The sequence below is a fragment of the Enhygromyxa salina genome, assembly GCF_000737335.2.
Taxonomy (GTDB): domain Bacteria; phylum Myxococcota_A; class Polyangia; order Nannocystales; family Nannocystaceae; genus Plesiocystis; species Plesiocystis salina_C.
The window spans coordinates 1-12882 of record NZ_JMCC02000120.1; the positions used below are offsets into that span (position 1 = coordinate 1).

Here is a 12882-nt window from a genome sequence, read left to right on the forward strand (position 1 = left end):
TCACCGCGACGTCGTGGCGGTTGGGCGCGCGCAGGTGCAAGACCACCGGGACCGCGCCATCGAGCACCCGCGGACCGGCTGGCATCCCAAAGAAATCCTGCAGGCGCGAGCCAACCCAGGGCGCGCGATCTGGCTCGTAGTTGACCGTCAGCTTGCGACCTCCGGGCAGGGTTACCCGCGTTGGCGCGAGTCGATCCAGGGCCCGATGATCCCCCGCGCGAGCCCCTAGCTGCGCCGACAGACGCCCTAGCAATTCGAGCTCGGCGAAGCTGCTCAGGCCCTCGCACGCGCTCGCCAGCACCTCGTCGATCAGCGCGTCGTCGAGCAATGGAAACTCGGGCCGCTGGGTGTTGATGAACCGGGCGCGCAGGCGCAGCTGGGTGAGCCGCTGCGCGCCGTCGGTGTCGCGGCCGCCACAAAACCTCGCGGCGCCGACGTTGCGTGCAGCCTCGAGCAAGACCTTGGCGGCGGCGGCTTCGGGCAGCTTGGCCATCGCCGAGCGCTCGATCGTGAGCTTGCCGTAGCGCAGCGCAGACTCGCCAACGACCCGCTCGCGCGCGGCATCGAAGCGAAGCTCCTGGGTGTCGGTGACCGCGTCGGCGAACAGATCGATCAGCCACTCGGGCTCGATCGCGGCGGCGCTGTGGACGACCGCGCGTCGGCGGGTGCCCTCGCGGCGCTCCTCGTTGCGCAGCGCGATGACCCAGCCGGCCGAGCGCACACCCGACTCACTCGAGAGCTCGGCGCTGCCACCAAACGCGAACACCAGAGTGCGGCGGTCGTGTTCGTCTACCCGGACCGTGGCGACGCGATCCGGGTGTGCGGCGAGCAGCGCCAGTCGCAGCGCTCGCTCGCGCTGCTCGGGGGTTGCGGGGGGCTTGCGCGGACCTTTGATCCCCGCGGTCGCGCCTGCCCGTCGGAGCATGGACCGCAGCTGCTTGGTCGCGCGCTCGATCGTCGCGCGCGCGCCGGGGTCGCCAAGATCGCGGCGATGTCCCCCACCCCGGCGGCCTTCGAGCAGCTCGATCTCATCGAGGATGTCCGAGTCACACGCGCGCGCAGGGCCGGGCCGCCGCAGCGGTCGCTCGGCCAGCAACGCCGCGGCCGCGGCCGCCAAGTCGCCGACCCCATGCTCGATCCCGGCGACCAACAATCGCGCGAGCCGGGGGTGCAGCGGGAAGTTCAGCATCGCGCGACCGAGCCCGGTCAGCCGGCCGTGTTCATCGATCGCCCCGAGCGAGCCCAGCAGCTCGCGCGCGACCGCCAGCGCGGCTGGGCTCGGGGCTTCGAACCATTCGAAGCTGTCCGGCGCGTCGATGCCCGCGGCCGCGAGCTCGAGCACCGGACCCGCGAGATCGAGGCGGCGCAGCTCGGGCAGCTGATGCTCGGGGCGATGATCGTGGTCGTGCTGGCCATACAGCCGAATGCAGACGCCTGCCCGGGTCCGGCCCGCGCGACCCGCCCGCTGGGCCGCCGAGGCCCGGGAGATCGGGCCCAGACTCACGCGTGGCAAGCCGCTGCCCGGATCAAAGTCGGCGACGCGCGCCTGGCCGCTGTCGATTACCGCGACCACACCGTCGATCGTGATCGAGGTCTCGGCCACGTTGGTGCTGAGGATCAGCTTGCTCGTGTCGCTGGGTGCGACCGCGTGATCTTGTTGCGCGCGCGGCAGCTGACCATGCAGCGTCAACAGCTCGAGCCCCGCCCGCTCGGCCAGCGCCGCACACTCGCGCGCGCAGGCTTGAGTCTCGCGCGCGCCCGGCAAGAACACCAGCGCGTGACCCGGCTGGGCGCGAGCCCCATGTTCACTAGGCTGTTCGCCGGCTGCAGCCGCTGGTGCGTCGGGTCGCTTCGCTGGTTGGGGCCGCCCGATCAGCCCGCGCTCGATCAGATCCCGCACCGCTCCAGCCACGCGGCGCTCGAGCGGCTGCTCGCCGTGGCGGGTGCGAGGGCTGCGGTGCTCGACCTCGACCGGGAAGCTGCGGCCGTCCGTCCGCAAGCGTGCAGCGTCCAAGAATTCGGCGACGGGCTCGGCGTCGAGCGTGGCCGACATCGCCAGCAAGCGCAGCGGCGAGCCAAGCTGTTGCTGGCGGCGCAGCAGCGCGAGCAGCAGATCCGCGTCGAGATGACGCTCGTGGAACTCGTCGAGGATCACCGCGTCGACGCCCGCGAGCTGCGGATCATCACGCAGCCGCCGCACCAGCACGCCCTCGGTCATGAACCACAGCCGGGTCTTGGCGTCGCCGGCATGATCGAAGCGGACCCGATACCCAACCCGTCCACCAATCGGTTCCCCGAGCAGCGCCGCGGTGCGCAGGGCCGACAGTCGCGCGGCCAAGCGGCGCGGCTGCAGCACGAGGATCTGTCCGGTCCCAAGCACGCCGCGCTCGAGCAGCACCGCCGGGATCACCGTGGTCTTGCCCGCGCCCGGCGGCGCCTCGATCACGACGTTGCGCCCTGGCACGAGCTCGAGTAGCTCGGGCAGGATCACGCCGATCGGCAGCTCGCGGGCGAGCGCGTCGAGTTTGGCGGCCACGATCGCGCACCATAGCCCCGCCCCTCCTCCACTCCACAAAATGAAATCTAAATTCAGTTGTGCGTGAGGTTGATCGCTTTGGAGCACATCATTTTCAGTGGTATCGAAGCATATTGAAATGGCTTTTCAAGACGACAGCGCCATGACCCTCGACCGGCTCGACCTCGGACAGCGCGCCGAAGTCCGCGCGGTGACCGGGCACGGCTCGATGTCTGTCCGCTTGCTCGAGATGGGCTTCGTGCCCGGTGTTCAGGTCGCGCTGATCAAGCGGGCGCCCTTGGGCGATCCGCTCGAGCTGCGGCTGCGTGGGTATCACGTCTCGCTGCGGCGCGCGGAAGCCAAGCGCGTACAGATCAGCGGAGTCACGAAGTGAGCAGGGCGTTGCGGATCGCGGTCGCCGGCAACCCCAACGTCGGCAAGACCAGCCTGTTCAATTTGCTGACGGGCTCGCGCTACAAGGTTGGCAACTACCCGGGGATCACCGTCGAGACCCGCGAGGGCTCGATCCGCCCGACCAAGGCATGGCAGCCGCGCGCGGACACGCCAGCGCCAACGCTCGTGGATCTGCCCGGCACCTACAGCCTCACGCCGATCTCCGAGGACGAAGCGATCGCGTTTCGGGCCCTGACCGGGGCCGTCGATCAGGTCGCGCCCGATGCGGTGTTGTTGGTGCTCGACGCCAGCAACCTCGCGCGCAACCTCTACCTGGCGCTGCAGGTGTTCGAGCTGGGCTTGCCGTGCGTGGTCGCGCTGAACATGGTCGACCTGGCCGCGGACGCCGGCGTGGCGGTCGAGGCCAAGCAGCTCGAAGCCGCGCTCGGGGTTCCCGTCGTCGCGACGGTCGCCCGCGGCGGGGTCGGGCTCGACGCCCTGATCAAGCAGCTCGCGCAGGCGGATCAGGTCGAGCCGGCCAAGCCCCGACTGCTCGAGCCCGCAGCCGGCCATGACGCCCTGCGCAGCTGCCTCGCCTCCCTCGAAGTCGAGGGCGTCAGCCCTGCGCGCGCGCGTTGGTTGCTCGCTGCGACCGCCGCCGAGAACCTCGACCTGTGTGGCGCGAGCGTCGACGAGCGCGAGCGGGCCGCGAGCCTGGATCCGCGCGAGCTCGAGCAGGCGATCCGTTCGCTGGTCGAGCTGCGCTACGCCGAGGTCGATCGCCTGCTCGCCCAGCTGCCGAGCGACGCTGGCGTGGGCCAACACAACGCCAAACGCGACGGCGCGCTCGCCCCCGCGATGGCGCGCTCGGCCAAGATCGATGCGGTCTTGACCCACCGCGTGCTCGGCCCGCTCAGCTTCTTGCTGGTGATGGCGCTGATCTTCCAGTCGATCTTCTCGTGGGCCGACCCGCTGATGGGCGTGATCGAGGCGGGGATCGCCGCGCTGTCAGATGTGATCGCGGGCGCGCTCGGGCCCGGCATGTTCACGGATCTGCTGACCGAAGGCGTGCTCGCCGGGGTCGGCAACGTGGTCGTGTTCGTCCCACAGATCGCCCTGTTGTTCTTGTTCATTGGTCTGCTCGAGGACTCGGGCTACATGGCCCGGGCCGCGTTCATCGTGGATCGGCTGATGGCTCGGGTCGGGCTCAACGGCAAGGCCTTCGTGCCGCTGCTGTCGGGCTACGCCTGCGCGATCCCGGCGATCATGAGCACCCGGACGATCGCCTCGTTCAAGGATCGGGTCGTCACGATCTTGATGATCCCGTTCATGAGCTGCAGCGCCCGCCTGCCGATCTACACCCTGGTGATCGGCTCGCTGTTCGTCGCCAACGCCCCGGTGTTCGGCCCCTTCACCCAGGGCGGCCTGATCTTGCTGTCGATGTACCTATTGTCGACGGTCTCGGCGCTGGGGCTGGGCGCGATCTACAAGCGCACGCTGCTCCCGGGTCCCACCCCGCCGCTGGTGCTCGAGCTGCCGCCCTATCGGCTGCCGCGGATCCGCGACACCTTGCGCCAAGTCTGGGATCGCACGGCTGACTTCCTGCGCGACGCGGGCACGATCATCTTGGCGGTGACGATCGTCTTGTGGGGTCTGCTCAGCTTCCCGCGCGTGGACCCGGCCGAGCTCGGTCCGGGCGAGACCGCGATCGAGCGCTCGGTCGCGGGTCGGGTCGGCAAGGCGATGGAGCCGGCGCTCGAGCCGATCGGCCAAGACTGGCGGATCGGCATCGGCCTGATCGGCAGCTTCGCCGCCCGTGAGGTGCTGGTCTCGACCCTTGGCCTCGTCTACGGGATCGAGAACGCCGACGAGGACGATGCCCCGCTGCGCGAGGTGATCCGCGACGCCAAGGACGAAGCCGGCGCCCCGCGATACACCCGGCTGTCGGGGATCGCGTTGCTGGTGTTCTTCGTCTACGCCTGCCAGTGCATGTCGACGCTGGCGGTCGTGCGCCGGGAGACCCGCAGCTGGAAGTGGCCAGCCTTCATGCTGGTGAGCATGACGGTGATCGCCTATCTGGCGGCGCTGCTAGTGTTCCAAGTCGGCGGCGCCCTCGGCCTGGGCTAAAGCCTGAGCTCCTAGCTAAATACTAGACTCCTCCGTCCATCGTGCATCTCATGGACACCCGATGGGCGTTGAGAGCCCCCTTCTAGGTCTAGGGGGCCACACATGCGGATGCGAACAAACGCCCCCGAGGAGCGAAGCGACCAGACGCGTCAGCGGCTGCAGTCGGCGAGGACCAAGGTCTCTGTGGGGGTCATTGCTTAGAGTCCCAGCACGTCGTCGTGGGTCGAGGCCGCGATCGCCATGACCTCGCCGATCAGATCCGCGGGCACGCTCAGATCCTCGAGCGCGCCTTGCAGCTGCTCGGCCACCGCCGTGAAGTGGATCTCTTCGAGCTTCAGGTGCGCATGGGCCTTGCGCATGTCCTTGCCCTCCCACGAGCCAGGCGCACCAAACACCACAGCCAAGAAGCGCTTTTGCTTCTTGATCTGGGTGTCCATGTCGACGGTGGTGAAGAAGTGCTTGATGCGCTCGTCGGCGAGCACGCGCGCGTAGAAACGGTCGACGGCGGCTTCGAGAGCTGGCTTACCGCCGATGCGCTGATAGAGAGAGTCTTGGGACATTGCGGGAGGCTACCCTGGTTGCCCAAATCCCAAACTATTTTCAGCTCGGGCGAGGGCTTCTCGCCCGCTTGCGGACGCCTTCTTGGACTGGTTCACCGTGGGCAGCGAACTCTCAAAGGTCGTTGTTGCGGCGGTCGTTGCAGACGCGCGCGCCACCCGACAGCGGCGTGGTCGCGCAGCGGTACTCGCCGGGTCCGCCCCAGAACGTGTCTTCCTCGTTCCAGCGGCAGTCACGGTCGGATTCGCACGCGAGCAGGCAGACCTTGCTGCGGATCTCGGGCACACCGCCGCCGCCTTCGATGACCTTGTCGATCAGCACGTGCCCGGCCGGGCAGGCGTCGACGCCGGGGTAGTCACCGATCGGGCCGGGCGGGCACAGATCCCCCTCGCACTCGAGCGCGATGATCTGGCAGTCGCCCTCGGCCGCGTAGACCAGGTTGTTGCCGATGTACTGCCACGACCGGTTGCAGCCGACCGCGGTGCCGGCAACGGGCTGGACGTTGTCGCAGTTTTGGATCTCGCCCTCGCTGATGTTGAACAGCGGGTCGACCTCCATGCCGTCCTCGAACACGGTGCAGGCCGCGTGCACGCCCTTGCTGTTGGCCGTACACGAGGTCGTGCAGTCGTCCATGCTGTCGGCGTTGCCGTCGTCGCAGTCCTCGCCTGGATCGACGTTGCCGTCGTTGCAGGTCGCCAGCACCATCGAGCAGTCGTCGATGCAGTCGCCAGCGGCGTAGGGGGCCAACTCGGTCACGTTGTTGCCGTCGTCGCAGACCTCGCCGTCGTCGATGACCCCGTTGCCGCAGTCGCCGAAGTCGGGGTCGTCGTCGCCGTCGCCGTCGCCCGGATCGCCGTCGCCGTCGCCGTCGCCCGGGTCGCCGTCGCCGTCGCCGTCGCCGGTCTCGGAGCCGCCCGTCTCTGCGCTGCTGTCATCGCCGCACCCCGGTCCGACGAAGGCCACGCAGGCGAGGAAGGCGAGTCCAAGGGTCGAGTAAGTCAAAGGCCGAAACATGGGTCTCAGGATAGGGTCAGCGCAATTTACGCAACGGTGACCGCGATCACAGTTGCCCGCCTGGGACGAACCGCGCCCCCGTTCAGCCCAGGGGCCCAGGGGGTCTGCGGCTGGCGAAGTGAGAAGTTGTCTGTCGGGGACATAACTTGCTAGCGTCTGCCCCAGTGCTGCAAGAAGAAGGCGGGCAGGCTGAGGTCGTCGCGGAGATCAACGTGACGCCGATGATCGACGTGCTCTTGAGCCTGTTGATCATCTTCATGGTCGCCGCCAAGCCGCCGCCGAACCACAAGCAGCCGATCTCGATCCCCCAAGATCCGATCGAGCAGACCGAGAACGATCCGGACGCGACCTTGCTGATCAAGATCGACGCGGCGGGGGCCGTGACCGTGGGCAAGACCCCGGTGGCCGGCGACCACGCGGCGTTGGTCGCGGCGCTGCAGGCCAACGAGAAGGCCCAGACGGATCAGCGCGTGGCCGTGAAGGCCGATGACAAGGTCGCGTATGGGTCGGTGATCGACGTGATGTCCGCAGCGCGCGAGGCCGGGATCGAGCACGTCGGCATCGCCTCCGAGCGGTTGTAGCTACCGCTCGTTATTACCCCCACAGGCGCCTTCGCACTTCGCAGGTCACTCGCTTCGCTCGCTCCCAAGGGGCCGTTTGTTGGCAGGGGTATGTGTGGCCCCCTAGAAGGGGGCTCTCGTCTGGGTACCTACAGCCACCGGGTATCGCTCCACCCACGTGTTGGCTTTGTTTGCTGGTGGGTCCTTTGACCCGCTAGAAGGGGGCACTCGTCTGGGCACCAACAGCCACCGGGCGTCGCTCCACCGTGTTGGCTTTGTTTGCTGGTGGGTCCTTTGACCCGCTAGAAGGGGGCTCTCGTCTGGGTACCTACAGCCACCGGGTATCGCTCCACCCACGTGTTGGCTTTGTTTGCTGGTGGGTCCTTTGACCCGCTAGAAGGGGGCACTCGTCTGGGCACCAACAGCCACCGGGTATCGCTCCACCCACGTGTTGGCTTGTGTTTGCTGGTGGGTCCTTTGACCCGCTAGAAGGGGGCACTCGTCTGGGCACCAACAGCCACCGCTCCACCCACGTGTTGGCTCTTGTTTGCCGACTGCAGCCGCCTCGGTTTTGAGCGGCCGAGGACTACGAGGCGCTCGCGACGAGCGCGGCGAGGCGATCGAGGGCGCGCTCGACCTGCGGGCGATCCGGCCCGAAGCTCAGCCGCACGAACCCAGCCATGCGCGAGGCGATGTGGTCGCGTCGCTTGCCGGGATCAACGTCGAAGAACACCCCAGGCACGCAGATCACCTGTTGCTCGAGGGCCGCACGAAAGAAGAGCATGCCGTTGGACAGGGACTCGGGCAGCTGGCGAAGATCCGCGAAGCAATAGAACGCGCCCTCGGGCCCGCCGTCTTCGGCCCCAGCCACACGGATCCCCATGCCGCCAAGCCGCTCGAGCATCAGGTCGCGCTTGATCGTGAACGCGCGCTGGATCGCGGCCGCTTCTTGATCCGCGAGCGAGGGCTCGAGCAACGGTAAGGCCGCGCGCTGGATGCAGTGAGGGGCGCCGCCGTCGAGGAAGCTGCCGGCCGAGCTGACCCGCTCGATCACCGACTTGGGCCCAACCGTCCAGCTCAGGCGCAGGCCGGGGTAGCGCCAGTTCTTGGTCAGGCCGTCGACGATCACGACTGGATCGCGGTCGACGTCTTCGACCCAGGCCGCGGCGCTGATGCTGTGCGGCAGCTCGCCTGCGTGGCGCAGGCTGGGCGGGCCGTACACGTAGTGGGCGTAGAACTCGTCGATGATCAGCGCGCAGCCAAGCTTGCCGGCGGTCGTGACCCAGCGGCGCAGATCCTCGCCCGCGATCAAGCGGCCGGTCGGGTTGCAGGGGTTCGAGAGCAAGATCGCCCCGAGCCCGCTGCCGACGATCGCCTCGCGCAGGGCCTCGGGCGAGAGCCGAAAACCCTCGCGCTCGTGCGCGACGATCGGGATCGGCACGAACGCCCTGAACACCTCGAGCAGCTCCTCGTAGGCGGTGTAGTCCGGCAGCACATGGCCTAGGTTCACGCGGCCGAGCGCGGTCGCGAGGCGCGTGAGCCCAGCGCGTCCACCCGAGGCGATCGCCACGTTCTCTGCCGTGTAGCGGCTCGCCATGCCGCGGCGGTAGCGATGGTTGTAGAGCTCGGCGACGGCCTCGCGCAGATCCGCGAGCCCAGGCACCGGCGCGTACTCGGCCGACTCCGTGTCGAGCCCGATCGTTGTCAGCCGTGGCGCGCTGCCAGGCAGCTCACCGGTCTCGGGCGCGCCCTGACCAAGGTTGCACCAGTCGGGGTGGCCGTAGTGGAAGCCCTGCTTGCTGGCCTCCGCCATCACATAGATGACGCCGGTGCGAGGCACCGTGCGAAACATCGACGCCGTGCGCCCCGAAGAGTCGGACGCCGTCCGCATCACGGCACGGGCGTGCCGAACTTGAGCTGCAGGAACAGCACGAGGCCCAAGAGCGAGACGGCCAAGAACACCGCGAGGTAGGCCATGCTGGAGAGGCTGGGGATCTCGTGATGGTCTTCTTGCTTGGGGGTGGACATGAGGGTCGCCTCTGACCGGATTACACCACATCAAAGCGGCGGCCAAGGGCGCCACACTGCTTGCGCTCGCTCACGGATTGGCGGGCCACGGCAGGGCCCACGGGGCCCCTGGACGAGCGGGAATCACGTGCTCAGTCCTGCGGCTCGTCGCGCGGACCCTTGGCCTTCGCGGGCACCAACGCCGACCCAACTGGGGTCTCGGGCAACATGCGTCGGAACATGCCCTCGCCATGCTGGCCGTCGACGAGCGCGAGCTGGCGCGACTTGGCCTCGCTGGCCAGGCGCGTGCCCGGGAACGCCTTGGTCGCTTGCTCGTAGGTCTCGGCCGCGAGCTGCCGCTCACCGAGGTGCTCGTAGGCCTGGCCCAAGTGGAACAAGTACACGACCCGCGCGGGGTTGTACGCGAGCGACGAGAGCCCGCGCTCGAGCAGCGGCCCGGCCTCGCGCGCGCGGCCCATGCGGACCAGACACAGACCCTCGAGCGCACGCCAGGCGTCGGCGACGAGCTCGCGGTAGCGCGGCGGCACATGACCCAAACAGTTGTCACGATCCGCGATGATCTTCGCGAGGCGCTGCTCGTCGGGGGTGCCGGTCAAGATCGCCAGCTCGTGGCGGCCGAAGTTGGCGAGCGCTTGCAGGTGCGGCGACAGGCCAGCGTCGTCGGCCCCGTAGATCTGGCGGGCCTCGTCGAGCCGCCACTCGGCGACGAGCAGCCCGCCAAGTTGAGCCCGCGCCAGCCACTGGCGCTCGACGCTGACCGCCTCGCCGGCAGCCGCGAGCGCGAGCTGCTTGCGCAGGTTCATCTCGATCTCGCGCTGTTGGCCAGTGGCGATCGCGTGGCGAAGATTCTCGGCGGCGTAGAGCGCTCGGTTCTGGCGGTCGCGGCTGACCATCCAAGCGCCCAGCGCGGTCCCAAACGCGAGCGAGAACAAGGCCGCGACCTCGCCCTCGCAACCTGGCAACAGCACGAGCGCGAGGGCCAACCAACGCTCGTCGACGGGGATCCGGCGCGACACCGATGAGAGTGTAGCCCGAGGTCGGCGCGCGCACGCTGGGGTAGTTCGGATCCCGCTGTCTTTGCAGGGTTGGATGGGCGGCGGCCCGATCGTGCGCAGCTGCGGCTCGCGTGGGGGCCGCCGCGCGGACAGGTTGTCGCGGACGCGCTTGTATGTCCAAACTGCGCAGATGCCCAACGACGCCGCCCGGCCCGGCCCTCGCGACTTCGAGGTGATCAGCTTCGACTGCTACGGCACGCTCATCGACTGGGAGTCGGGGATCCTCGCCGCGATGCACCCCGTGATCTCCCGTCACGAGCTGGTCAGTCGGCCCGACGAGGTGCTCGCCGCCTACGCCAGGGCCGAGGCTGCGGTCGAGGCCGGCGCGTACATGCCCTACCGCGAGGTCCTGCGCCGGACCTTCGCGGGCATGGCCAAGGATCTGGGCTTCGCTCCCCAGGCCGACGAACTCGAGACCTTGGTCGAGTCGCTGCCGACCTGGCACCCCTTCCACGACACCGTCGCTGGGTTGCGCAGGCTCAAAGCCGCGGGGCACAAGCTGGCGATCATCTCCAACGTCGACGAGGATCTGTTCGTCGGCACCGCGCAGGCGCTGCAGGTCGAGTTTGACGCGGTGATCACCGCGTGCTCCGTAGGCTGCTACAAGCCACACGACGCGATCTTCGAGCGCGCGTTCGAGCGGATCGGCGTGGCACCCAAGCACATGCTCCACGCGGCCCAGAGTCGCTACCACGACATCGGCCCGGGCCGCCGCCACGGGATGCAGACCGTCCACGTGGTCCGCGACAGCGGTCGCGGATCCGTTGGCGCGACCCCAGACGTGGACGAGCTCGACACCGACGCGCAGGCAGTCGCCGACTGGAGCGTCCCAGATCTCGCCGGCCTCGTGGCCTTGCTCGGGTGCTAGACCAGATGGCGCCGCGCAGCCGCTCGCTGAAGACCCTCGAGGCCAAGCTGGTTCGCTGCCGCGCGTGCGAGCGCTTGGTCGAGTGGCGCGAGCAGGTCGCCCGCGACAAGCGAGCGGCCTACGCCGGCGAAGAATACTGGGGCCGACCGGTCCCGGGGTTTGGCGATCCAGCGGCGAAGATGCTGATCGTCGGGCTCGCGCCAGCGGCCCATGGCGCCAATCGAACCGGCCGCATGTTCACGGGGGATCGCTCCGGCGACTGGCTGTTTCGGGCGCTGCACGAGACCGGCTTTGCCAACCAGGCCGCCGCGACCGCCCGCGGCGACGGCCTGCAGCTGCGCGGCGCCTGGGTCACCTCAATGGTCAAGTGTGCGCCGCCCGACAACAAGCCGAGCACCGTCGAGCGCGACACGTGCATCAGCTGGGCGACCGCCGAGCTGCGCTTGCTACCGACCGCCAAGGTCGTGGTCGCCCTCGGTGGATTCGGCTGGGATGGCGCGCTGCGGGTGCTCGCAACCCATGGGCACAAGCTGCCGCGCAAGCCTAAATTCAGTCACGGCGCCGAGGTCGAGATCGGCCCCTACACGCTGCTTGGCTGCTTCCACCCCAGCCAACAAAACACCTTCACCAAGCGCCTGACCCGACCCATGCTGCGCGGCGTGTTCGCCCGCGCCGCCGAGCTGGTCCGCTAGTCGGCCAGCTGAAACAGGCCAACGCCGAATAGCTGCTCGGGATCGGTCCAGATCGTCGAGCGCTCGAACCCGGCTTGGCGCGCGAGCGACTGGATCGAGTCGCGCGTGTACTTGTGCGAGTACTCGGTCAACATCAGCTCGCCCGCCGCGAATTCGAACGGGTGCCCGGCGACGTGAACGACCTGGGCTCGGGTGCTGCGGATGTACAGCTCGACCCGCGCGAGCTCGGCGTTCCAGATCGCGTGATGCTGAAAGTGGGCGAGCTCGAAGTTGCCGTTGAGCTCACGATTGATGCGCTCGAGCAAGTTGAGGTTGAAGGCCGCGGTCACGCCCTGGGCGTCGTCGTACGCCCGGAGCAGCACATTGGTAGGCTTGACCAGGTCGAAGCCGAGCAGCAGGCCGCCCGCGCGCTCGTCTTGGTTGGCGCCAACGAAGCCCGCGATCGCCTGCAACAGCTTCAGCGCCCGATCGCTGGTGAAGTTGCCGATCGTCGAACCTGGGAAGTACACAACGCTTCGGGCCGCGCCCGTGCTTGGGCGCGGGATCTCGAAGCCGCGCGTGAAGTCGGCGGCGACTGGCATGACCTCGAGCCCTGGGTAGTCGGCGGCGATCGAGTTGGCGGCTTGCTGCAGGTGAGCGGCCGAGATGTCGACCGGGACATAGCCGGCGGGGCGCTCGAGCTCGTCGAGCAACAAGCGGGTCTTGATGCTGCTGCCGCTGCCAAGCTCGACGAGCAGCGCATCGGCGCCGATCGTGGCGGCCATCTTTGCCGCGTGCGCGCGCATCAACGCGACCTCCGTGCGCGTTGGGTAGTACTCGGGCAGCTCGGTGATCTGATCGAACAGCGCCGAGCCGCGCGCATCGTAGAAGTACTTGCACGGCAAGCGCTTGGGCGTGCTCGACAACCCCAACACCACGTCTTGCGCGAAGCTGCGATCTTCAGACGGTGGCGCGATCGCGTGGAGGGCTCGGGCGATCGATGGGGTCTTCTTGCTGGAGTCGAGCATGGCGGGGCCGGCATCCGCGTGTACGCAGGCACGTCACGCGAGTTCCACCTAGTCGCGAGGTTGGC

General features: G+C 68.5%; 12 protein-coding genes. 5 read left to right on the forward strand and 7 right to left on the reverse strand.

Annotated elements, in window-relative coordinates; translation table 11 throughout:
• Positions 1-2536: ATP-dependent helicase C-terminal domain-containing protein (locus DB30_RS34165; protein WP_052557080.1), on the reverse strand; the 2536-nt coding region annotated here is incomplete at its 3' end.
• 118 nt (positions 2537-2654) lie between these two features.
• Between DB30_RS34165 and DB30_RS34170 the strand changes: the two genes are divergently transcribed.
• Positions 2655-2909 carry a FeoA family protein gene (locus DB30_RS34170; protein WP_052557082.1) on the forward strand — a complete coding sequence of 85 codons (255 nt, stop codon included), beginning with the start codon at positions 2655-2657 and terminating at the stop codon, positions 2907-2909.
• Positions 2906-5035 (forward strand): ferrous iron transport protein B, encoded by a 2130-nt coding sequence (gene feoB, locus DB30_RS34175; RefSeq protein ID WP_052557084.1) that lies wholly within the window; start codon positions 2906-2908, stop codon positions 5033-5035. The genes DB30_RS34170 and feoB overlap by 4 nt, the downstream gene beginning before the upstream one ends.
• Positions 5036-5232: 197 nt before the next feature.
• On the opposite strand, the gene DB30_RS34180 is transcribed toward feoB, so the two are convergent.
• Both DB30_RS34180 and DB30_RS34185 read right to left on the reverse strand, forming a co-directional pair.
• The gene (locus tag DB30_RS34180; protein WP_052557086.1) at positions 5233-5595 is read right to left on the reverse strand and encodes a group I truncated hemoglobin; all 363 of its coding nucleotides are present in this window, start codon (positions 5593-5595) and stop codon (positions 5233-5235) included.
• Between the two features lie 112 nt (positions 5596-5707).
• Positions 5708-6607, reverse strand: a complete 900-nt coding sequence (locus DB30_RS34185) for a hypothetical protein (RefSeq protein ID WP_165704079.1) — start codon at positions 6605-6607, stop codon at positions 5708-5710.
• Between the two features lie 164 nt (positions 6608-6771).
• Between DB30_RS34185 and DB30_RS34190 the strand changes: the two genes are divergently transcribed.
• Positions 6772-7188, forward strand: a complete 417-nt coding sequence (locus DB30_RS34190; protein WP_052557090.1) for an ExbD/TolR family protein — start codon at positions 6772-6774, stop codon at positions 7186-7188.
• A gap of 565 nt (positions 7189-7753) precedes the next feature.
• Here DB30_RS34190 and DB30_RS34195 read toward each other — a convergent pair.
• The 3 genes from DB30_RS34195 to DB30_RS34205 form a co-directional block, all read right to left on the reverse strand.
• Positions 7754-9058, reverse strand: coding sequence for a pyridoxal phosphate-dependent aminotransferase (locus DB30_RS34195; RefSeq protein WP_052557214.1), 1305 nt, complete (start codon positions 9056-9058; stop codon positions 7754-7756).
• The gene (locus DB30_RS34200; protein WP_153258446.1) at positions 9058-9195 is read right to left on the reverse strand and encodes a hypothetical protein; all 138 of its coding nucleotides are present in this window, start codon (positions 9193-9195) and stop codon (positions 9058-9060) included. The genes DB30_RS34195 and DB30_RS34200 overlap by 1 nt, the downstream gene beginning before the upstream one ends.
• Positions 9196-9326: 131 nt before the next feature.
• Positions 9327-10211, reverse strand: a complete 885-nt coding sequence (locus DB30_RS34205) for a tetratricopeptide repeat protein (protein ID WP_052557092.1) — start codon at positions 10209-10211, stop codon at positions 9327-9329.
• A 169-nt stretch (positions 10212-10380) separates the two neighbouring features.
• On the opposite strand from DB30_RS34205, the gene DB30_RS34210 reads away from it, so the two are divergent.
• Positions 10381-11118, forward strand: a complete 738-nt coding sequence (locus DB30_RS34210; RefSeq protein WP_052557094.1) for a haloacid dehalogenase type II — start codon at positions 10381-10383, stop codon at positions 11116-11118.
• A 5-nt stretch (positions 11119-11123) separates the two neighbouring features.
• Positions 11124-11810, forward strand: coding sequence for a uracil-DNA glycosylase (locus DB30_RS34215; RefSeq protein ID WP_052557097.1), 687 nt, complete (start codon positions 11124-11126; stop codon positions 11808-11810).
• Here DB30_RS34215 and egtD read toward each other — a convergent pair.
• Entirely contained in the window at positions 11807-12817 is a 1011-nt protein-coding gene (gene egtD, locus DB30_RS34220) for an L-histidine N(alpha)-methyltransferase (RefSeq protein WP_052557099.1), read from the reverse strand. The two genes, DB30_RS34215 and egtD, sit on opposite strands and share 4 nt — an antisense overlap.
• Positions 12818-12882 lie beyond the last annotated feature (65 nt).

Excerpts from the sequence above, each read along its gene's own strand:
- DB30_RS34170 (WP_052557082.1), top strand. The coding sequence starts at position 2,655 with ATGGCTTTTCAAGACGACAGCGCCATGACCCTCGACCGGCTCGACCTC.
- DB30_RS34180 (WP_052557086.1), bottom strand. The coding sequence starts at position 5,595 with ATGTCCCAAGACTCTCTCTATCAGCGCATCGGCGGTAAGCCAGCTCTC.
- DB30_RS34185 (WP_165704079.1), bottom strand. The coding sequence starts at position 6,607 with ATGTTTCGGCCTTTGACTTACTCGACCCTTGGACTCGCCTTCCTCGCC.
- DB30_RS34195 (WP_052557214.1), bottom strand. The coding sequence starts at position 9,058 with ATGCGGACGGCGTCCGACTCTTCGGGGCGCACGGCGTCGATGTTTCGC.
- DB30_RS34200 (WP_153258446.1), bottom strand. The coding sequence starts at position 9,195 with ATGTCCACCCCCAAGCAAGAAGACCATCACGAGATCCCCAGCCTCTCC.
- DB30_RS34210 (WP_052557094.1), top strand. The coding sequence starts at position 10,381 with ATGCCCAACGACGCCGCCCGGCCCGGCCCTCGCGACTTCGAGGTGATC.
- DB30_RS34215 (WP_052557097.1), top strand. The coding sequence starts at position 11,124 with ATGGCGCCGCGCAGCCGCTCGCTGAAGACCCTCGAGGCCAAGCTGGTT.
- egtD (WP_052557099.1), bottom strand. The coding sequence starts at position 12,817 with ATGCTCGACTCCAGCAAGAAGACCCCATCGATCGCCCGAGCCCTCCAC.